The sequence below is a fragment of the Leptospira interrogans genome, from assembly GCF_900156205.1.
GTDB classification, from domain to species: domain Bacteria; phylum Spirochaetota; class Leptospiria; order Leptospirales; family Leptospiraceae; genus Leptospira; species Leptospira interrogans.
In genome coordinates, this window is the sequence record NZ_FTNA01000017.1 from 20,244 (window position 1) to 40,756 (window position 20,513).

Consider the following 20,513-nt stretch of genomic DNA (forward strand, 5'->3'; position numbering starts at 1 on the left):
AGGAGAATTTTGCGGGCAGAGGGACTCGCCCTCTCCGTAGTCTCGCATCCTTGCTCGACTAACTTCGAGGCACTTCGCTTTGTCCTCAGCACTTCGTGTGCTTCGGTCGCATTTGTGACGCTCCTATTGTCGCTACAAATGCTTTCCAAAGCTCCGCGTTCGAGTCATGGATCGTAATTTTAAGGTTTTATTATATACGGAGGAGAATTTTGCGGGCAGAGGGACTCGAACCCTCACTGGAAGCTTGGAAGGCTACAGTGCTAGCCATTACACCATGCCCGCGATTCGTGCAAAAATCATTTTTTTGTGGTTAGGGTACTTGTCAATCTAAAAGAAGAATTTTTACTATCCATTGAGATGGAAGAATATAAGAACCTTTTTTCAGATTCGATTCGAAACGAATTAAAATTTTTTACAGAATATAGGACTGCTTATCAAGAAATCTATACATTTAGAAACATACTGAGTGTACTTCAATGGGATTCTGAAATTACTCTACCAGAAGAAGGGAGAGCAGAACGAGGTTTACAGATCGGGCTTCTTTCCGGTTTAATTCATTCTAAATATACAGGTGAAAATTTTTATAAACTTGCTGCAAAAGCAAGAGAAGAAAACGAACAAAAAATTCTTCCCGGCCAAGAACAAAGAAAAATTGAGTTTGAAAGATTATTTCAAGATCTAAATCGTTCTCGTCTTCTTTCACAAGAACTTGTAGAGGAATTTTCCATCACTACAAGTAAAGCACATTCAATTTGGGCTAAGGCCAGAAAAGAAAATAGATTCGAAGATTTTGCACCGATTCTTTCTAAGATCGTTGAGTTAAGTAAAAAACAAGCAGAATGTTATGGTTATCAAACTGAATCTTATGACGCTTTATTAGAAAATTATGAACCAGGCGAAAGAGCTGCAAATTTAGAAAAATTATTTTTTAATTTAAAAAATAATTTAAAACCGTTAGTTGCAAGAGGAAAAAAATTTCCAAATCCTTTTCAAAAAGAAATTCCAATTTACCTTCAAAACAAATTGGGGGAAGCACTCCCAAGTATTTTAGGATTATCTTCTAAAATGTCTCGTTTGGATGCAAGCGAACATCCTTTTTCTACTTCTTTAGGAAGTAAGGACAAAAGGATCACTACACGTTACGATTTAAAAGACCCGCTTTCTTCTATATTCAGTATTTTGCATGAAACTGGACATTCCCTTTATGAAATTGGGATTTCGGAAATCGAAGGTGGCCCTTCTCCTTTACACGATTCTGTTTCGTTGGGAGTCCACGAATCCCAAAGTAGACTCTGGGAAAATCAAGTAGGTAGATCTTTGGAATTTTGGGAAATGTATTATCCTATACTATTAGAAAATTTGAATATAACAAAACAGGAACTTAGCTTTTCTGATCTTTTCTCATATATCAATCAATCTACCCCCTCTTTGATTCGTGTGGAAGCAGATCAGATTACTTATAATCTTCATATTATTCTTCGATTTGAAATCGAAAGAGAATTGATAAATGGTAAGATTCAAGTTTATGAACTTCCTGAGATTTGGAATTCCAAAATGAAGGAAATGTTTGGAATTGTAGTATCTTCCGATCGAGAAGGAGTTTTGCAAGACGTTCATTGGAGTGGGGGCGCCTTTGGTTATTTTCCTACTTACACTTTGGGAAATATTTATTCTGCACAACTTTTTCAAACTTTTTTAAAACAAAATCCAAATTTTCAAACAACAGTAAAAGAAAAAAAAGACTTTTCTTCCCTTCTAAATTGGCTTAGACAAAACGTTCATTGGAAAGGAAAGTTTTATTCGGTGGAAGAATTGATTCGTTTGGCCACTAACACAGATCCTGATTCTTCTTATTTGGTTCAGTATCTTGAAAAAAAAATTATTGAATTGGAATCTATATAACATGGGTGAAAATGAAGAACTTACGATAAAATCTTTTGAAGAAATTTCTTACTTTGATAATTTAGCACTTTATTATCTTTGCAACGAAACTCCTCCTCAAACTCTTGCGTTGGTTTTTTTGATAGGTGATAGTAAAGTTTGTGGTTCTATGTTGGGAGTTCTCGAAGGAGACAGAAGACAATATGTACATCAGTTAATGGCTGAACAAAAAGACGTAGAATTGTCTAAAAAGGAATCTGCCGTCCAGGGCCTTTTAATAATCGCAGAAGGTTTGATCACTCGAAAACTGATCGTAAAAAATGGAAAATTCTATTATGGAACTAAACGTTAGTCGCTTTTTGATCGAATTACTGAAAATCCTAAAAAAGCCCAAGCAATTAAGAATGAAATTCCACCAATTGGTGTAATTGCTCCTAAAATTTTGATTCCAGTAACAGATAATATATATAAAGACCCGGAAAATATTAAGATTCCTGCAAGAAATAGAATCGAAGAAATCCAAACAAGTCCATTGTTGTTTAGATGACCAGTCAAAGCTAAAATTAAAGGAGGAATGGTATGAATCAAGTGATACCGATTTCCGGTTTCGTAGATCGATAACATCTCTGGGCTTAAGATTGATTTTAGTCCGTGTGCTCCAAAGGCTCCTAAAGCCACTCCTAAAAATCCAAATAAAGACGTAAATACGAGAATTGTTTTTTGTTTTACTGTCATAAGTTCAATGAAATCGATTTAAAATTCTTGAATAGCATAACTTTTAAACCGAATACATCTTTTTTGAATCAACCAAAATAGATAAGCGGTTTGTTCTATATCTAATTTAGAATCAAAAAGGGCTTTGATCTTGTTCTTTTCCATTTCTTGTCTAAGCTCTTCGTAAAAACTAGTCTTACCGAAAACAAAAGAGATGGGAATTAAGGTTTCGCGTTCTCCTTGTCTTAGAGGTAAAACTAACGTTACTCCTCTTTGACATCCTTGACTTTCTCCTTCAAAACGAATGATTCTATGTTTAGACCAGTCCCAGTCATCTAAAGATCCGTGAAACATGTCTTTATGAGGCAACGAGGATGTGGAATGAATAAATCCATCGAATCCGAATAAACGTAATCGTGTGGATGCATTTCCGTAATGAATTGATGGATCTCTAAAGTAGGTTCCTGCAACGGAAACGTGATTTTCGGGTGACAAAATTCCATCTGTCGGATAAGGCATAGGATTTCGTTTAACTAGCGTTCTGCGATTTCCAATCGCTAAAATACAGTTTGAAAATAAAATAACTCCTAATACGGTTAAGGTGAATATTTTAATTTGGGATTTCATACTTGAATCTATTCTTTTTTTATCAATCGATGAGGAAGTTTAACACCAATTCCGGTTACACGAGTACATTTATAAAAATATAAATTGAAAAATATAGATTTAACGTAGTAATCCGTTTGTACGTCAAAAAGGAGATCTGCTTTGTCTTGAATTGCATTTTGAATTGCGGCCTCATAACTTTCATCCCCGGTATAAACAAGCCAAAACCAACCTTCCCCACAAGACTGACCGGAAAGTTTTCCGACTGGGTCCATCCCTCGAACATCCGTATAACTTTGAGAGTAAAACCAGCCTGGAGTTTTTACGTTTGTATAGATACAATTTGTAATCGTAATCAATACAATGAATAAAATAAAATAAGTTCTTTTAAATGACATTTTCATTTTTGTCCTGGAGCGTATTCAAACTTTTGAATAGCTTGGACTTAAAAAATGAAAAGTCAAGATAAAAGAGTTAAGAGTAAATTTCCTAAAAGAAAAAATCATATTTCAAAAAATAAATCGTTTCTTAATGTGAATTTAATCTTTTTAAAGATTGATTTGTAAAATATAATTCGATTGATTAAAATCAAAAGTTGTATGAAACTATTTGTTTCTCATAAAAAATAAAATCGAGTTTCGTAAAAATCTGAATCGATCAATTGGCAGATTTACAATATTATCGATTTAACCTTCGGTTTTGTCTTGACTCAGAAAAAGTTTAATTTATCCAAAGGAAGTGATGCAAACTGAAGATAAAAAATACATTCGTGTTTGGAAAAAGTTAAACGTCTCCGAAATTTCTTCCCAATTATTGCTGATAGATGATTTGTATGGAACTTGTGGAAATTGTAAACATCTTGGCCTAAATTATACGAAAGATAAAACTTGTCCCGAATGTAAGACTAAATTTCGTTATTTGGCAACGAATTCAAAATCCCAAACCGAAATTGCTAAAATTCTAATTCGTCTCGAAAAAGAAAATCTAGATTTAATATTAATTGATCGAGATGATTTTAATCAATCTAAAGCAAAAGACGCCATAAAAGATTTATTTAAACCGACAGAATAAAATATTCGAAATCGGATTTTAGATTTGGAAAGCCCTAAAAAATCTTTATTCAATCATATTTTACGTAAAATCGCCGTTATGCGACCATGCAAAAATACTATTTTATAAAGACTTTTCTTTCAATCCATTCCAAGACCGTCCGTTACGAAAACTCTGATTCAATTTATATTTATTAATAAAAACACATTCAAATATTTTATAAAATCTACATTAATATGAGTTCGATATAAAAAAACGAGAAAGAATTTTATAAAAGTATGAGTTCCTACAATTTAAGAATTGTTCGTAAAACCATGATTTGCGGTAGTTCCCACATTTTAGAAATCAATCTATAAAGTTCAGATCCCAATTTTTTCTGTAAGAAAAAGTTATGCCGAAAACCTTTTTCGCGTAACAAGCCCGGCCTGAGTTTAAAAAAAACTTTATTTTTTGGTACATTTAAAACAGAAAGGTCCAAACTTTTTTAAGTTGTTGTTTTAGGTTTTGAAACGGAATTTTATTTTCGTAATTTAATTACTGGGTATTAATAATCGTTAGGTAAAAATGTAATCATCGAAATAGCTCCAGATTATTTTTTTTCAGAATCAAGAAAATTCTTTAAACCTTGGATCGTTCTTTCTAATTCCGTAATTTGTTCTTTTAAAACATTCAAGTCCAAAGAAGATTTTCCATCTGTGGAGCGAAGTTCTTCATAACTTTTTGCCATTAGAGTATAAAATGATTTTTGAATGTTATTGAGCCCTGCTTCGAAATTTTTTGGATTGAGTTCATTTTTTCGTTTCTGAATTTTTTTTAAAAAATAAAATCCAAAACGTAATGAAGAAACAAAATAAGCCGGAGTCAAAAGAAAAATCGCTGTCAGGGAAACCGGTCCTAAATTCCAAGTCTGTGACAAAGTTTGATGAAAAAATGCTCGAAGCACAGAAATGATTAATACGCCTAAAGTATAGTTGAGGCGGGTCGTAGTGGGCGAGATCGTGTTGAACAAATACACAAGAACCAGAGAAAAAATTAAAACTAAAAAAAGATCTAAAGGAATAATGGAAAAAAGAATCTTTAAAAAAGAACGAATCGCTTCAATTGTATTCAGAAATGATTGGATAGACTGAGATAGGTTGTCAAAACTCGTTTTCAGCTCTGAAAAAAAACCGGTAATCTGACTCATGAAATGGCCCTCAAAAATTCCTGGATGGAAGAAACTCAAATCTTTACTTGTGAAAGTGCAACAACTTTCCTTTTTACGGAAACTTTATCTGGCGTATTCTGTGATTGGAATTTCTTTTCTTGTCTTACATGAAAATCATCTTCCGATTTTATTTATTCTTCTTTTGGTCTCGGGTGCGTTTATCGTTGCGAGCGGTTTTTTCTTTTTGATTTCTTTTGCATTTGGAAAGTTGCTCAAACAAGAATCTGTTAAAAAATATAAAATAGGCCCAGATTCTGCTACGACTTACGACACGATTCAAATTTTTCTAAATCCTTTTGCGGAGATAACTGTATTTATTTTTTGTATTATATCTCTTTTTTTTACTGATTTTTATTCTAATCGATCTGGCGTGATCTTCATCGTTGTTTATTGTTCAATAGGTTTTATACTTCGTTTTTTAGAAAGTACCGTCTTTTACAGAATTTCTTTACTTGGTCTAATGATTTTAACTGGAGGACTTTTGAGTTTTAAAATTCTTCAACAAGGAGAAATTTTAACTTCCTATCTTCTTTTTAAACCAACTTGGGAACAAAAGGAACTTACAAATTGGGAATACAATTTGGAATCTAGGATTTTAAGAAATTCTAATATTCAAATTCAACTTTCTCTTCCGGAAGATTTTTATTTTCATAATCCTAAAAATCTTACTTTAAAGGACCAGACCGGCACCGGTCAAATTGCGGGAATCATCTCTTCCAGCGAAACAGATCCTAATCGATATCCTTCAATTCGAATTTTTTACTTTCCGGAACCTTTTTTAGAAATTGATAAAATTAAACCTGAGTTTGTAAAGTTTTTAGATTTGTCTGTAAATCAAGGAGAAATGGTCGAAGTACACGAGTTAGGCGAAGAGAATTTCGAAAAAAGAATGGATGGAGTTTTTTGGACCTACTATGATAATCTACGTCCTCGATACGCTAAAACTGGTTTTTTTATTACTTCAGGTGATAAACTTCCCGATTCTTTTTTATTTCATATTTCGGAAAGTTTAGTGAAAGGAAGAAACCACGAAGAATCTGTAGAGAAAATTCTACAAAGTTTTAAAAGAGAATAAGGTCTAAAAAAATGAAATTTCAACATAAAATTTTTACCAGCTTATTCTTTGTTACGACGATTATCGTGCCAAAGAATTATTCGGGAAAACTGAAGTAAACAATTTCGAAATATAATGTAGATGATTTAGCACTCGCAAATATTTCATTATATAATCATGATATTGAATAAAATCATAATCTAAGTTTGCTCAAGTATCTAAAGATTAAAAATTATGGGACAATCGTCTGCTCAATATCATCAATTTTTTATAGAGATAAAAAAGAGCGAAAAGATTTGGACCTTACGGGATGAAGGTGGTTTTCCGAGCCCTATATCAGTTTCTGGAAATAGGGTCATGCCTTTTTGGTCTTCTAAAAGACGGGTTCAATCTATAATTAAGAATGTAAATACTTATTCTTTATTTAAGTCTTATGAAATTTCTTATCAAGATTTTATAGATCGATGGCTTCCTGGATTAAAAAATGATCATTTTTTAGTAGGTATTAATTGGACCGGATCCAAGGTGACCGGATATGATCTTGAACCGGAAGAAGTATTAAAACATTTAAATAATCTAATTTTTTAATATTTTTTTATTAGTTGTGTATATTTTTAGTTTTTATTTTGAAAACTCGTATAGAATGAATGTTTAATAGAGTTGTTGAAAAAATTCATATTTACAAACGATTTTCCCCATTCGTTTTAATAAAAAAATTAATTTTTCAACAACCTTAATGTAAAAAAACTATTAGACGTAGTTTATTTTTAAAATTTAAGAAAATTCAATCTGTAAAGGTATATAAATAAATTTGAATTCGATTACAATTCAATTTCAGGCAACGGTTTGGATTTATCCGGGTAAAGGTGGATGGCATTTTTTGACCTTACCTATTAAGACTTCTAAAGAAGTTCGAACTATATTGGATAAAATGCCTAGATCTTGGGGAATGGTTCCAGTTATAGCTCAAATTGGTGTTACAAATTGGAATACTTCTATCTTCCCCGAAAAAAATTCTATAAAGTATGTTCTACCTTTAAAAGCAGATATTCGTAAAAAAGAAAAAATTACAGTAAATCAGAAAATTCGCGTTTCAATTACAATTCAATTTTGATTTTATTCAGAATTATATAGTAGAAGCGCTTGGTATTTTGCGATAAAATTCGAATGCCTTTCTAAGGATCTAAATTGAGGAAAGTATTTTGTTAAAATTCCACTACGCTTTAATCATTTTCGTATCAAGTCCTATCGAATTTTCGTTAAACGACATTTTGTGATGAACATTTTAAGTATTTGTTTTTTATGAATGAATAGTAAAGAAATTTGTCTGAAAATTCCTGTTATTATATACTAGAATTGTTGAAAAATTAATTCTCCATCTGTTTCTATTTTATGTAAATCGGCAATTGAAACAGTTTTGTTAATCGTCACTATGGAATTTTTCAACAACTCTACTATATGAGATTAATTAGATAATTTTTATATAATAAATTTTTAACATATAATTTAGAAAATGTTTTAATTTTACAATGATGTAGTGATTACTATATTTGATTAAAGATTCAAAAATAATTGATTCTAAGATTTGATAGAAACTTTTTCGATTGAAGAATGTTTTAAGTTTTGTGTCTAATTGTGACTTTTCATTAAAATCTATTTTCAATTTGTTATATAATAATTATTTAAAAATTCTTATTCAAAAAATTTTTGACCAATAACGGAAAGAGGATTTACCATTGTTCCTTGAACTCTTAGACCCAAATGAAGATGTGGTCCGGTTGACATACCGGTAGAACCTACTTTGCCAATCAAATCTCCTTTTTTTATTTTATCGCCCACTTTCACGTTCAATTCGGATTGATGCATGTATAAAGAATAAACTTCCAAACCATGATCTATCACTGTAAAATTTCCTTCATAATACATAGATCTGGATAAAACTACTGTTCCATCGTTGATTGCATAAATGGGGGTTCCTTGTGCTCCTTTAAAATCAACTCCGCCGTGCGGTTTACCTTTGGTTTTGTTATAAATCCGTCTTTTATAAAACGGACTTGTAAATTGTACTTCTGTTACTGGATAAACAAAGTCAGATGCGATTTGTAAATCTGTTTTAGAACGAAATGCTTCTGCTTTTGCTTTAGAGCAGTCTGCGATAAAATCCAAGGTTTCTTGAGGAAGTTCTTGGGACGTATATTTTTTGTCCATAATAAGAGAAGAAACTTTTGTGACTGAAAAAGTGGTTTTATGGATGGGGATTTCGTATTCTTTATAATCGTTTTTTCTAAAAAGATTTTTATCATGTATTTCTAATATTCCACTTTTCTTATTAAATTCTGGTGAAATCGGAATCCAGGCATAAAAAACTAATTCTTTTTTTGTGTAGGGAATTTCTTTTTTTTCCCAAAAAATTTTGATTCTATCTAATTTAGAAAGAATTGTTTTTTCCGGAGTGAGTTTCAGGAATAACAATTCTCCTTGTGCAAATTTTCTGGTTTGGATCGAAAAAGAGAAAAGTGACTCTTTTTTTCGTATGACTTCGAATTCAAGATTTACTCGTTTTTTCTTTTTTTCTTTTAATTCTTTTTTAGAATCGGAATGAGTTTCTTTTTTGATTTTTGATTCTTCATTCTTTTTAAGAACTATATGAACCTCTTTCTTAGTTTTTGTTTCTTTGATTTTAACTTCTTCATCTTTAGGAAGTATAGTTTCAAAATTTAAGAATAGAATAGAAGTTATAAAATAAAAAATTTTAATGTGTTTTTCCATTGTTCTTTTGAGAATATTTATATGGTCCAAATTTAAAATTCTTTTAAAAATATTTATAAAATCTGAGAGTAAAAATTTTCCGATTGAATTTTTAACTTAACTGTTGTTTGGCGATGTTATCTGATTAAAAGTCGTTTTATAGGGTTTTTCTTAATAATTTTATAAAGTGTAATCAATTTGAGTTTAATTTATTATCGGTTCGGTTTTTAAAACGATTTATCATAAATTTTTATTAAAACCAAGACTAAATTTTAAAACGATTTCTTATATATAATAGAGTATTTTTAAATTTTTTCTTTTATCTGAAATCTCCTTAAAATTCAACACAAATCATCTTAGACATCTGATTTTCATATAGCTGGTTATTTGTTATAATGTGAATTCGGTATAACGCGAAAAGGATCGATACATTATGTTGCGACCGTAGGGGCAGCATTGAGTTCAATACTACGATGCAACATGCGATAAATGGAATATTCTATTTACGATATTACTCCATGTTGTTTGGCAGATTGAAGCTGAAAATCCAGTCCAGCTGCCTGTGGCAAGTCGGATTCGCCTAATTTTCTTACACCGAATTTACGTTATTGTAGAACAAAATTGGATACTCTGTTATAAATTCTGAGTAAAACTAAAGCGAAGTAGTTCCTACAAATTACGTCTCATTTTGTAGTTTAACGTAAGTTTGGTGTAGGAAGGAGATTCGTTTTATAAAAACCTGATTTTTCCATAAAAAGTAAATGTAGGAACTCCCTGACTCGAATCGCAAAAAATGAATGTCTAAAAATTTGTAATGCGACTTAATCTGTGGGAACTTACAAATCTATATTTTAATATGAGTTCGGCGTGAGTAAAAATTTTCTGAAAGTATAAGTTCCTACAATTTTAAAATTTGTTCGTAAAATCGTGATTTGCGATAGTTCCTACATCATTTTACAGATAAAGCTAAATTTTGTAATAGTTCCCACGCTTGAATACGATAAATTCAAGTGTTATAAACTTCTATTTTATAGTAGTTCCCACATTTTAAATCTACAATGAATTCTGCTTCTTTCAATTTATCTTTCTGCGTATGTGGCTTGAAAAATCTATTTGTAAGAGTTCCTACATTTAAAGATTTTCTTTGAAAATTACCTAAGCAAATTTCTAATTTTACCGATTCTTGTTAGCAGGATCGGATAAAACAAATGAAACAAGAGGAATGGCTGGAGCAGCTTACGAAACTTTTTCAAGACGAGATTAATCTTTATTCAAACGTTTTGGAGCTGGAAATTCAAAAGTCGACCGCAATTGTTCAAGCTGATGGTAAGTCTCTTGAATCGATTACGAAAAAAACATATGAGCTACTCGTGATGGCCTCTGAGATCGAAAGAGTTAGAATGAAGTCTATCGAAGAAGTGTATCGTTCTAAAAATTTTGATTTTCCCGAAACTGGTGCGCCAACGTTGTCCGATTTCTTAAACCGTCTCGACAGAGATTCTAACTATCGATTAAAAGAGTTTGGTTCTTCTTTAAAATCGATTTTGCATCGACTAAAAGAAAAAATCAAATCCAACGAAAAACTGATTTTAACTCGCCAAGAAATTCTTTCCAAAACAATCGAAGCGATGAAAGAAAAAGCCATGGAATCCGAAATAAATACTTATGGCTCCGGAAAAAATCCAGAACGTAAACAAACCAAAAGACAATCTTTGATGCTAAATGCGTCAGCGTAAATTAATCGAATCATTTGTTATAGGAGGCAGCCATGGGTTCTACATTTTCAGGTCTTGAAATCGGAAAGCGGGGTTTAACCGCTCATCAGCAAGCGCTTCAAACTACAGGTCATAATATTTCTAATGCAGATAACAAACATTATGCGAGACAAAGGGTTACGATGACGGCAATGGATCCATTATACGATCCTTCTTTGAATCGTGCCAACCTTCCAGGACAAATTGGTCAAGGAGTTGAAATTGCTTCTATCGAAAGAATCCGAGATAATTTTATTGACGATAGAATTATTGAAACTTCTGGAAATAAAGATTATTGGGCGGCTCGTAACGAGTATTTGTATCAATTGGAAACTGTTTTTAACGAGCCCAACGGTACTACTCTTAGAACTTTGATGGATAAATTTTGGTCTTCTTGGGAAGATTTGGCGAACTATCCCGAAGATAACGCACATCGTTCTGTTGTTTTAGAAAAAGCAAATGGGCTCGGAAGTAGAACTGAAGACGTTTATCGTAAACTCGCACAACTCAGAGATCAAGCGAACCGTGAAATTGAAACAAAAACGTATCATTTAAATACAATTGCGGAAAACATTCGTACTTTAAATGAAAGGATCGGAAAATCGGAAGCGTTAGGCGATAGACCAAACGATCTTTACGATAAACGAGACGCACTTTTACAAGAACTTTCTTCTTTGGTGGACGTTACAATTGGTCGTTCCGATGAGGATGAGCTGATGGTTTTTATCGGTCAGCAAATTCTAGTTCAAGGAAATAAAGCGAATAAAATTGATATTATAGGAAACCCTTCTAAAGATGGACTCTTGGATTTATTTTGGTCCGCGACTGGAGATCCTGTTCTTTTGAGAAAAGGAAGATTGCAAGGTTTGATCGAAGTAAGAGACAAGGTCATCCGAGAGAAAATCGATCAAGTAGACGCACTTTCCATAAATGTAATGGATGCGGTAAACGAAATTCACAAAGACGGTTTTGGAATTAACGGAAATACAAATCAATCTTTCTTTAATATTCGTTCTTTATCGATCAATACATTTGGAGAATATGATTCCAACGGAGATGGTCAAAACGACGTTACTGCAATTTTTAGAGTAACTGGAAGGAATACTGTAGATCCGGATCGCCCCATCGGAATAAACGGAACGATCACTTTTCATCAATCGGATGCAAAAGAATCTCCCATCTTAATTCCGTATTCTTCTAACGATACGTTAAACGGAATCATTAAGAAGATCAATGCTTCTCGTTCTGGTGTTGTGGCTTATATGAACCATGACAATCAACTAGCACTAAAAGCTACAGTTGCTGACGATCATCCAAATAAAAATTTTATTCTAAGACATATCGAAGATTCGGGAGATCTTCTTGTGGGAATGACCGGAATCCTAATGGCTTCAGGACCTTCCGGTGCATATGACTACAGACGTCTTGGAGAAATTAATAAGTTACAAGTTCGTTCGGAAGATGTTACGTTAACTCCTCATTTCCATCCTGCTTCTCACTTTAGAGTTGCTGACTCAATTGCGAATAACGTTTCAAATATAGCGGCCGCTCGAGGTAAGGACGTAGGAGGAACGGGAGATTATAATTCACCCGGAGGCCATAAGGACGGAAGAAACGCTCTCATGGTTGCGTCTGCTCTGAGAAACAGTCCGGTTATGGTGGATTATTCTAAAACGACCGACGACTTTTATAACACTTTGATTTCTAAATTGGGAACCGAAGCGAGGGAAGCAAAACAGGAATTTGGAATTCAAAACGATCTTATGACCGAACTAGAAAACATGAGACAATCTGTCATGGGAGTCAACCTGGACGAAGAAATGGCCAACATGGTTCAGTTTCAACATGCTTATAACGCGTCCGCAAAGATGATCAATACTATGAACGAAATTCTAGATACGATCATCAATCGATTAGGTGTTTGATCTTGCGGTGATACAGACGAGTAAGGAGAGAATTTTATGATGCGTATAACGAACATGATGCAGAACAATAGTCTGATCCATAATTTAAACAGACATCAGCTCAACATGGACGAAACTCAAAATCAACTTTCTACTGGACAAAGAATTCGTCTTCCGTCGGATGAGCCCGGTCGTGCCACAAATCAGATGTTTTTTCGTTCTAGACTGAATGAATTGGAAACGTTTCAAAGAAATATAGACGATGGAAATTCTCGTCTGCAACAAATTGACGGTGAATTGGATCGTATCGGCTCCTTGTTTCAAAGGGCAAGGGTATTAGCGGTTCAAGCGTCTAACGGTATCTACCAAGGTGATAAAGGTTTTGAACTTGAAGTGGCGGTCGGGAAAGAAATCGACGAAATTTTAAGAGCGTTAGTCGATATTGCAAATACAAGAGACGCTACGGGTCGCCCTTTGTTTGGAGGCCACGTTATTGAAAGACCTCCTTTTGAACCAATCGAATCCAAGATCAAAGGACTTCAAGGGATCGAACTAAAAAATCAATATATAGGTGTAGAATATAGAGGTGATATAGGAGAGCAACTCAGAGAGATCGAAAAAGGAGAATACGTTCCTGTAACGATACCTGGAAACAAAGTTTTTTGGGGAACCAATATGAGCATCACGAGTAAGGTAGATAACTCTGGTTATGTGGTGTCTTCGGACCAAAAATTTAAGATTGATGGAGTAGAAATACACGTATCCGCGGGAGATACGATAGACGACATCATCGATAAGATTAACAATTCTCCTTTAGAAGTAAAGGCAAACAAATTAGCGCAAGACAATATCAGTTTAAGTTCTACGGCTCCTCATCAAATTTGGATGGAAGACGTAGAGGGTGGGACGATTTTAAGAGACATTGGGCTCGTTGATTCTGCAACTTCCGAACCGCCTAACAACTATTCTAAGTCTGCAACCGTAACCGGTCTCTCCGTTTTTGACGTGATGATTCAGTTTAGAAACGATCTGATTCAAAAGGATCAAGAAAGAATTTCTGGACGTGATCTGCAGGATCTGGATTTGGCGATGGAAAATATTCTACGTTATCGTGCAATTGTAGGTGCGAGAATGAATCGAATGGAAGAACACGCTCAAAGAGTGGATTTTGATAAGTCTTATATGACTGAACTTCTATCCAAAAATGAAGGAATAGATTTTCCGGAAACTATTATGAATATGAAATGGTTGGAAACGGTACATCAATATGCGCTTAACGTAGGATCAAAAATTATTAAACCGACATTGATGGATTTTCTAAGATAAAACACAATCCGGGAAGTAAATTTCTAAGGTAAAAATTTAAAATGGGAATCGAGATTCAAACAAAACCGTTCGGTAAAATGCAAGTATCCGAAAGACAAATTTTATCCTTTCCGGAAGGGTTGCTTGGATTTGAAGAATATAAAAAGTTCGCATTAATCGAAGAAGAAGAGGAATCCGTTTTTAAATGGCTCCAATCAACCGAAGAAGTGGATCTTGCGTTTGTAGTAATTCCTCCTTCCCTTTTTAAAAAAGAATACAAACCTTTAATACCAGAACAAGAATTACTAGGGATTGGAATAAACGAGATTAAAGAGAGTCTAACGTTAGTAATTGTGACGGTTCCAGGAGAAGACCCTTCGATGATGACCGCGAATACCCAGGGTCCAATTCTAATTAATAAAGAAACACTTATAGGAAAACAGTTTATTTCTAGAAACGAATCTCATTCGGTTCGAGAAAAAATTTTCGAATCGGCAGCGGTGGAGATCGGTTAGTGCTGGTTTTAGCGAGAAGAACGAACGAATCGATTATGATCGGAGACGATATAGAAATCGTCATCGTTGATATAAAAGGTGATCAGGTTAAGATTGGAGTTAAGGCGCCTAGGGATGTTTCTGTACACAGAGCTGAAGTTTATAAAGACATTCAGGAAGAAAATAAAAAAGCCGCGGAAACCAAAATAAAACCAGCAGATCTAGGTAAAATTGGAAACATTTTGAAAAAGAAAGATTCTGGAAAAAAAGAATAACTGTTTCGTGAAAGTTATCTATATCTAAATATTGCATTCAAACATAAGAATGTGTTTCAAAACTGGAAGTTCTTGTAGTTTGATTTCTGATAAGTACAATTAAGATTTAAAACACGTTATAAAAATTGGAAAATTTTTTATAGAGGTTCTTAATAGTCATTCATTCTAAATGAACTGGTAAGTTTTAATTTAAAAATATTCTAATTTATTATTTAAGATTGTATTTTATGAACTTTCTAATAAATCAAGTAGTAGTTATATTATTTATTCTTTTTTCAATTTCTTGTTTTGCTGGAATTCGTAAAGAGTTAAATTATTCCTCTGACACAATTGCATTTTATTCATTTGAAAATGGTCCTGATCTTCCCACTTGGTTAGATCAAAGTGCAACTTATATAAACAACAAAAAGCGAAGTCATTTCAAAACTGCAATTGCGGAAGCGTTGAATCAAATGGGAAATCGAAATGATTCTCTGGTGAATGGGTCTGTATTGAGAATCTTTTCGAAAGAGTTGAGCGAAGAAATTGCAGAGCGTTCTTATCAAAACTTCGAAAGTTCTCCTAACCAAACTTATCAACTATGGATATTAAAAAAAGAAGACTATATCAATCCGGGTAGGAGAATTCGAAGAACTGTATTTTTACTTTACCCTACCATAGATTCAATTCACTTTATATTTTTAGAATTAAATCAATTCATAGATTTTCAAACTATTTATACGTTTCAAGATTGGTCGAATTATTCATTATCAGAATCAAATATCAAACCTTACTTGGAAGTTTTTATCCCAGATTCGGCAATTGGAATGTTATCTTATTATAAAGATCTTACGGGTGAATCTAAAAAGTTTCATATCGTTTATAAAACCCTCGTTTCTATATCTGAACAAGATAAAATTAAAGAAGTCGGAGCCAGTTCCAAAGAAATCGAAAAAAGATTGATAGAACTGAAAAGGTTATTTGATAAAAAATTAATTTCTGAAGAGGAATTTAGAAAAAAACGAGAAGAAATCCTAAGATCGCTTTAAAATTTTTAAGATCACATTTTGGGACTTAAAATAAATATAATATACTTTTCGAAAGGTTAATTCTCAATTTTGTTTCTCTTTTTTGAAACGGTCGATTGAAGCAGTTTTTTAATTGCCTCTATGAAATTTATCAACAACTAAAATGCGTTCATTTGCAAAGTATTACTTTTTGATTGTATCTTTGAGTGAAGTTCATATTATTTTTAAGCTATTTTTTGTTATTTTATTTTTATAGAAAACATAGTTTAAAAAATTTTATTGGATTAAAAATTTACTTTATAAAGGTTTTCTAAATTTTTTCTACATATGCTTTCCAAGCGTCGGGAAGATAATAAGCGTTTAGTGTTCCTTTGTATTCTTGTTTTCCATTTTTTTTAACCCACCGAATGATTTGGTTATACCATTTATCGAATTTCATTATATCGTATTGTAATGGATTTATCGCCGCAAAATTTTTACTCCAATATAATCTTCCGTAATTTTGTTTCTCGTTAAAATTATGACGGCTGTATTCGATACAAGGGGCTTCAAAGATATTTTCTATATAATAAAAATTTTGTTTCGTTCGATTTGTTTTAGTTTGAGAAAATTCAAAATTCCAAGGAAATGATTTGTTCCAAATATAGTAGATAAAGTCGTTTTCGTGATCCTTCGAAAAATCATCGATCATGAAAGCATCTTTTGAAGCTGACGAAGCGTCCGCTTTAAGAATTTGAATTTCAGAAATCGATTTTAAGAAATCTAAAAATGAACTTTCATCGATTTTGGTCATAATGACCGCAATTTGTTTACCCATAAGAAGATTTTATAAAAGTTGTTTTGTAGTTTTTGTGTAAATCTTTAATTTACGATTTTAGAGTAATCATGTATTTTATAAAATTGTAATTTTTTATAAAACAATTGACTGGAGGGATTACTGCGTTTTTTGAAATAATTTTTAAAAACCAATTGTAGTTTGATAACTTCTTTTTTCATTTGTAAGGTTTGTTACAAATCTAGATTTACAGTTAAATTTTACTACTCGGACATATAAAATATTACCAAGTCATTAACGGCCGAATTTGCGAAAGAATGCCGCAAATTCGATATTTACGGCATTTTAGATCAGGACCAAAACATTCAAATTTTTGAAACAGTCTAACTCAAGTATTCTATTTATGCGTTCGAGTAGTGAGAATTTGGTACGTATGTAGAATGTAAATATCAAGTCTATTAGATAATTACTCCATAATATTTTAGATCGTTTTAGGATAAATTATAAAGAATAGAGTTGTTGAAAAATTAATTTTTGATCTGTTTTCGTTGTATTGAAACGGACAATTGAAGCAATTTTACAAATCTTCACTATAGAATTTTTCAACAACCTTAATATATTTAAAAAATTCTTAATGGTTTTTTAAAAAATAAAATTTATATAGAATAAATTTTTATTAAATGAGAGCCAAGAATATCGATTTTATACAGGAATTTAATAAGACCATTACTATATTCTGAAAATATAAAGTATCTTTTGAACCTGGTAAATTTAAAAAATGGAGCGGCTTTGTCAAAAAGCCACTCCGAAGAGAATAGTGAAGAGAATTAGATTCTTTTGTTTTAAACTCAGTAGAAAGTTCAAAACGAAAAGTCTCCAATTGAACATGTTTATCAAAACTAATCTAAAATATAAAGAAAAACAAATTATAATTTTATATTTTTCGCCAAATCGCTGTTATAAATTTAAAATAATTTATTGAATAGCGTATACGGAATAAATATTTTTTTGTCAAATTGGAAATTTTAGAAACGAATTATCCAGCAATCTTTCCTTCTTTTTCCTGACGATCTGCTTCAAAAGCGTCTTCTAATTGACGCATTGAATTTTTTGAAAATTGAATAAACTCTTTCTCGTCTCCTCGAATTTGGAATTGGCCTTTCAAAGTCAATTCGTCGTGAGCCCTAAACTTTTTAACTTTCTTTTCTACTTCGGAATCTATAAAACCTAATTGACTCAAAGTTTCTCCGGCTAATTCCAACGCAGAAGCAAAAGTATCTCTACGAATAATTTGAATTCCCAGTTCCATTAGTTTGAAAACGTGTTCCCGATTTCTTGCTCTAGCTATGATGGTCAAATTCGGGAAATTTTTTTTAATCAATTCAGCAATTTTTACTGAAACATCAATATCTTGAATAGCTAATATAAATAAATCTGCATGTTCTGCACCTGCGGATCTTAAAAGACTTAACTTGCTCGCGTCTCCGTAGTAGATCTTATAGCCGAATTTTCTTGCTAAATTTACTTGGTCGGGATTGTGTTCCAATGCGGTAAAGCCGATCTTGTGAACGAAAAGCATTCTCGCAATAATTTGACCAAATCTTCCAAAACCGGCCACGATAACTCGGTTTTGCTCTTCAATAGTATCTTCTTTTATATTTTGATCTTCTTTGAGAATCCATTTAGATGTTTTGTCTTTGAGAATTCCAAGGATGGGGGTTAAACCCATGGAAAGAGTTACAACTGCAATTACTAAATCGGCTCTTTCTTTTGGAAGGATGGATAAAGAAACTCCAACTCCTAAAATTACAAATGCGAATTCGCCGCCTTGCGAGATAATTGTGGAAAGATTGAGAGAAACTTCCTTAGAATGTTTGGTAATTATACCGATAAAATAGAGAATAATCGTTTTGACCAATATTAAAATAAATGCAAGTAGTATTACAAGAATCGGATCTTTTAATACCTCTCCTAGATTAATCGACATTCCGACGGCTAAAAAGAATAATCCAAGGAATAATCCTTTAAATGGTTCTAGATTAGATTCTAATTCATGTCTGTACTCAGAGTCTGCAAGTATAACCCCGCCTAAAAAAGATCCAAGAGCCATTGATAATCCTACTTGATTCATTAGAATTGAAACTCCGATTACGATCAAAAGGGACAAGGCTGTGAAAATTTCATGATTTGCACTGGAAGCGACTAATTTAAATAAAGGTCTCGCTAAAAATCTTCCCGCTAAAATGACAGCGATAATCGTTCCGATAGGAAATAAGATTTCTTTTATACTTCCATGAGATCCGGGATTGGAGCTAGATTCGGTTAAAAAAGAAAGTGTAGCCATAATTGGAATTATCGCTAGATCTTGGAACAAAAGAATTGCAAAAGCACTTCTGCCATGTGTGGTGTTAAGTTCATTTTTTTCTCCTAAAACTTGAAGGGCAAATGCAGTAGAAGATAATGAAATACTAATGCTAATTACAATAGCTTGGCGTTTTTCCAAACCTAAAAGCGAAAATAATATAAAAAAAGTAAGAGAAGTTAAAATAACTTGAAGACCTCCTAAACCAAAAACGGGTCTTCTTAAAATCCAAAGTCTTTGAGGTTTTAACTCAAGTCCTATTAAAAATAAAAGTAAAACGACTCCGAATTCGGAAAGATGCAAAATACTATCGACGTCGGTAATCAAACCTATTCCCCAAGGCCCGATTATGGTTCCACCAACGAGATAACCTACTACGGAACCTAATCCGATTTTTTTGAAAAGAGGTACTGAAATTACCGCTGCAGAAAGAAATACGATAAGGTTTATAAGTAAATTATGGTCTAGCATTCTTTTTAATTTAACGATCTGAAAATAACTTCATAAAAGAAATTGTGAAAGAGTGTGCGTCTCCTGGCCAACGAGAAGAAACATAATTTCCGTCCGTAATTGCGTGACCTCTTTTTAATTTTTTATGATTATCTCTGAAGATTGGTTTTGGGCCAAAGTGAAAATCTTTTGGATCTTTTAAAGCCGATCTTACTTCTTCTTCAACGGTTTGAGGATAAGTTCTATAGTAACTTCCCAACCAAAGTCTAGTAAGATTCCAAGCCGCCATTTCTTGAGATTTTAAAAGAGCCGTAGTTTTTTTTCCGTAAAGAATGGAGCGGTCGGTTCCTGGTAATTTACTACGAGCCGCTAAAACGACACCGTGACAAATTGCTCCGACAGGTTTACCTGTAGCAAAAAATGAGCCTACAAATTTTTGTAATTCTTCTGATTCTAAGTATTCTTTCATTCCTGGAGCGTGCCCACCCGGAAGGATGAGTCCTGCAAAATTCTCCGCTTTTAAATCTTTATAAGAGATTGGACTTTGAAAGTTCGGATCCGAGATCATTTCGTTGTAAGCAGTTCTGGCTTTTTTATGAGCAATTAAAATTGGTTTCCAAATTCCAAGACCTTTCCCGGTAAGCATTCTAAAATCAGCAGATCCGGGTCTACCGTTTGGAGTTGCAAAAAATACTTCATAACCATTTTCCTTTAATATTTTCCAGGGGATTGAAGTTTCGGAAGGATCAAAATCGACCGAAGGTAAAGGAATTAAAACTTTATAAGTAGAGATCATGGTATCGATTCTAATTTTTGTTTTAAAAAATCAAGATCTTAAAAAAAAGAACTCAATATATACCAGTACAGTTTTTTTATAAAGGTTAAATCTTTTTAAGACGATTCGATTCCAGGTCTTCATTTAGGTCA

At 32.7% G+C, this 20,513-nt stretch carries 21 protein-coding genes and 1 tRNA gene; 12 read left to right on the top strand and 10 right to left on the bottom strand.

What is annotated here, in order from left to right; all coding sequences use genetic code 11:
* Positions 1-210: 210 nt before the first annotated feature.
* A tRNA-Gly gene (locus tag BW942_RS13860) sits at positions 211-282 on the bottom strand.
* 75 nt (positions 283-357) lie between these two features.
* On the opposite strand from BW942_RS13860, the gene BW942_RS13865 reads away from it, so the two are divergent.
* Together BW942_RS13865 and BW942_RS13870 are read left to right on the top strand one after the other, a co-directional pair.
* On the top strand, positions 358-1,902 hold the full coding sequence (locus tag BW942_RS13865) for a carboxypeptidase M32 (RefSeq protein WP_000393451.1): 1,545 nt from the start codon (positions 358-360) through the stop codon (positions 1,900-1,902).
* Between the two features lies 1 nt (position 1,903).
* Positions 1,904-2,233, top strand: a complete 330-nt coding sequence (locus BW942_RS13870; RefSeq protein ID WP_001983891.1) for a hypothetical protein — start codon at positions 1,904-1,906, stop codon at positions 2,231-2,233.
* Here BW942_RS13870 and BW942_RS13875 read toward each other — a convergent pair.
* From BW942_RS13875 to BW942_RS13885, 3 genes are read right to left on the bottom strand one after another with little or no spacing between them, the layout of a single operon-like run.
* On the bottom strand, positions 2,230-2,616 hold the full coding sequence (locus tag BW942_RS13875) for a DUF423 domain-containing protein (protein WP_000216767.1): 387 nt from the start codon (positions 2,614-2,616) through the stop codon (positions 2,230-2,232). The genes BW942_RS13870 and BW942_RS13875 overlap by 4 nt on opposite strands.
* An 18-nt stretch (positions 2,617-2,634) precedes the next feature.
* Positions 2,635-3,222 carry a hypothetical protein gene (locus BW942_RS13880; RefSeq protein ID WP_000842017.1) on the bottom strand — a complete coding sequence of 196 codons (588 nt, stop codon included), beginning with the start codon at positions 3,220-3,222 and terminating at the stop codon, positions 2,635-2,637.
* An 8-nt stretch (positions 3,223-3,230) separates the two neighbouring features.
* Positions 3,231-3,599, bottom strand: coding sequence for a TRL-like family protein (locus BW942_RS13885; RefSeq protein WP_000008717.1), 369 nt, complete (start codon positions 3,597-3,599; stop codon positions 3,231-3,233).
* 343 nt (positions 3,600-3,942) lie between these two features.
* Between BW942_RS13885 and BW942_RS13890 the strand changes: the two genes are divergently transcribed.
* Positions 3,943-4,272: a hypothetical protein gene (locus BW942_RS13890; protein WP_001192756.1), complete on the top strand. Its 330-nt coding sequence runs from the start codon at positions 3,943-3,945 to the stop codon at positions 4,270-4,272.
* Between the two features lie 568 nt (positions 4,273-4,840).
* On the opposite strand, the gene BW942_RS13895 is transcribed toward BW942_RS13890, so the two are convergent.
* Positions 4,841-5,437: a hypothetical protein gene (locus BW942_RS13895; protein ID WP_000078418.1), complete on the bottom strand. Its 597-nt coding sequence runs from the start codon at positions 5,435-5,437 to the stop codon at positions 4,841-4,843.
* Between BW942_RS13895 and BW942_RS13900 the strand changes: the two genes are divergently transcribed.
* From BW942_RS13900 to BW942_RS13910, 3 genes are all read left to right on the top strand, one after another.
* Positions 5,436-6,533, top strand: a complete 1,098-nt coding sequence (locus BW942_RS13900; protein ID WP_000871904.1) for a hypothetical protein — start codon at positions 5,436-5,438, stop codon at positions 6,531-6,533. The genes BW942_RS13895 and BW942_RS13900 overlap by 2 nt on opposite strands.
* Before the next feature lie 213 nt (positions 6,534-6,746).
* The gene (locus BW942_RS13905; RefSeq protein ID WP_000531664.1) at positions 6,747-7,100 is read left to right on the top strand and encodes a DUF2750 domain-containing protein; all 354 of its coding nucleotides are present in this window, start codon (positions 6,747-6,749) and stop codon (positions 7,098-7,100) included.
* A 223-nt stretch (positions 7,101-7,323) separates the two neighbouring features.
* Positions 7,324-7,626: a DUF1905 domain-containing protein gene (locus BW942_RS13910; RefSeq protein ID WP_001084855.1), complete on the top strand. Its 303-nt coding sequence runs from the start codon at positions 7,324-7,326 to the stop codon at positions 7,624-7,626.
* A gap of 578 nt (positions 7,627-8,204) precedes the next feature.
* Here the strand turns inward: BW942_RS13910 and BW942_RS13920 are convergent.
* Entirely contained in the window at positions 8,205-9,281 is a 1,077-nt protein-coding gene (locus BW942_RS13920) for a M23 family metallopeptidase (RefSeq protein ID WP_000410868.1), read from the bottom strand.
* Positions 9,282-10,468: 1,187 nt separating this feature from the next.
* On the opposite strand from BW942_RS13920, the gene BW942_RS13925 reads away from it, so the two are divergent.
* From BW942_RS13925 to BW942_RS13950, 6 genes are all read left to right on the top strand, one after another.
* Positions 10,469-10,996, top strand: a complete 528-nt coding sequence (locus tag BW942_RS13925; protein ID WP_000806831.1) for a flagellar protein FlgN — start codon at positions 10,469-10,471, stop codon at positions 10,994-10,996.
* Positions 10,997-11,028: 32 nt separating this feature from the next.
* Positions 11,029-12,939, top strand: a complete 1,911-nt coding sequence (gene flgK / locus BW942_RS13930; protein ID WP_000535887.1) for a flagellar hook-associated protein FlgK — start codon at positions 11,029-11,031, stop codon at positions 12,937-12,939.
* A gap of 39 nt (positions 12,940-12,978) precedes the next feature.
* On the top strand, positions 12,979-14,244 hold the full coding sequence (locus BW942_RS13935; RefSeq protein ID WP_001223330.1) for a flagellar hook-associated protein 3: 1,266 nt from the start codon (positions 12,979-12,981) through the stop codon (positions 14,242-14,244).
* A 41-nt stretch (positions 14,245-14,285) separates the two neighbouring features.
* The gene (gene fliW, locus BW942_RS13940) at positions 14,286-14,738 is read left to right on the top strand and encodes a flagellar assembly protein FliW (protein WP_000510649.1); all 453 of its coding nucleotides are present in this window, start codon (positions 14,286-14,288) and stop codon (positions 14,736-14,738) included.
* Entirely contained in the window at positions 14,738-14,992 is a 255-nt protein-coding gene (gene csrA / locus BW942_RS13945; RefSeq protein WP_000960595.1) for a carbon storage regulator CsrA, read from the top strand. The genes fliW and csrA overlap by 1 nt, the downstream gene beginning before the upstream one ends.
* Before the next feature lie 227 nt (positions 14,993-15,219).
* Positions 15,220-16,020, top strand: coding sequence for an LA_1326/LA_4305 family lipoprotein (locus BW942_RS13950; protein ID WP_001010056.1), 801 nt, complete (start codon positions 15,220-15,222; stop codon positions 16,018-16,020).
* A gap of 289 nt (positions 16,021-16,309) precedes the next feature.
* Here the strand turns inward: BW942_RS13950 and BW942_RS13955 are convergent, their stop codons facing one another.
* The 4 genes from BW942_RS13955 to BW942_RS13965 form a co-directional block, all read right to left on the bottom strand.
* Positions 16,310-16,816 (bottom strand): hypothetical protein, encoded by a 507-nt coding sequence (locus BW942_RS13955; RefSeq protein WP_000517944.1) that lies wholly within the window; start codon positions 16,814-16,816, stop codon positions 16,310-16,312.
* Between the two features lie 634 nt (positions 16,817-17,450).
* Complete coding sequence (locus tag BW942_RS21820; RefSeq protein WP_002085993.1) at positions 17,451-17,654, bottom strand: hypothetical protein; 204 nt, start codon at positions 17,652-17,654, stop codon at positions 17,451-17,453.
* Between the two features lie 156 nt (positions 17,655-17,810).
* Positions 17,811-19,607, bottom strand: a complete 1,797-nt coding sequence (locus BW942_RS13960; protein ID WP_000884037.1) for a monovalent cation:proton antiporter-2 (CPA2) family protein — start codon at positions 19,605-19,607, stop codon at positions 17,811-17,813.
* Between the two features lie 10 nt (positions 19,608-19,617).
* Positions 19,618-20,382 (bottom strand): type 1 glutamine amidotransferase domain-containing protein, encoded by a 765-nt coding sequence (locus BW942_RS13965; protein WP_000626203.1) that lies wholly within the window; start codon positions 20,380-20,382, stop codon positions 19,618-19,620.
* Positions 20,383-20,513 lie beyond the last annotated feature (131 nt).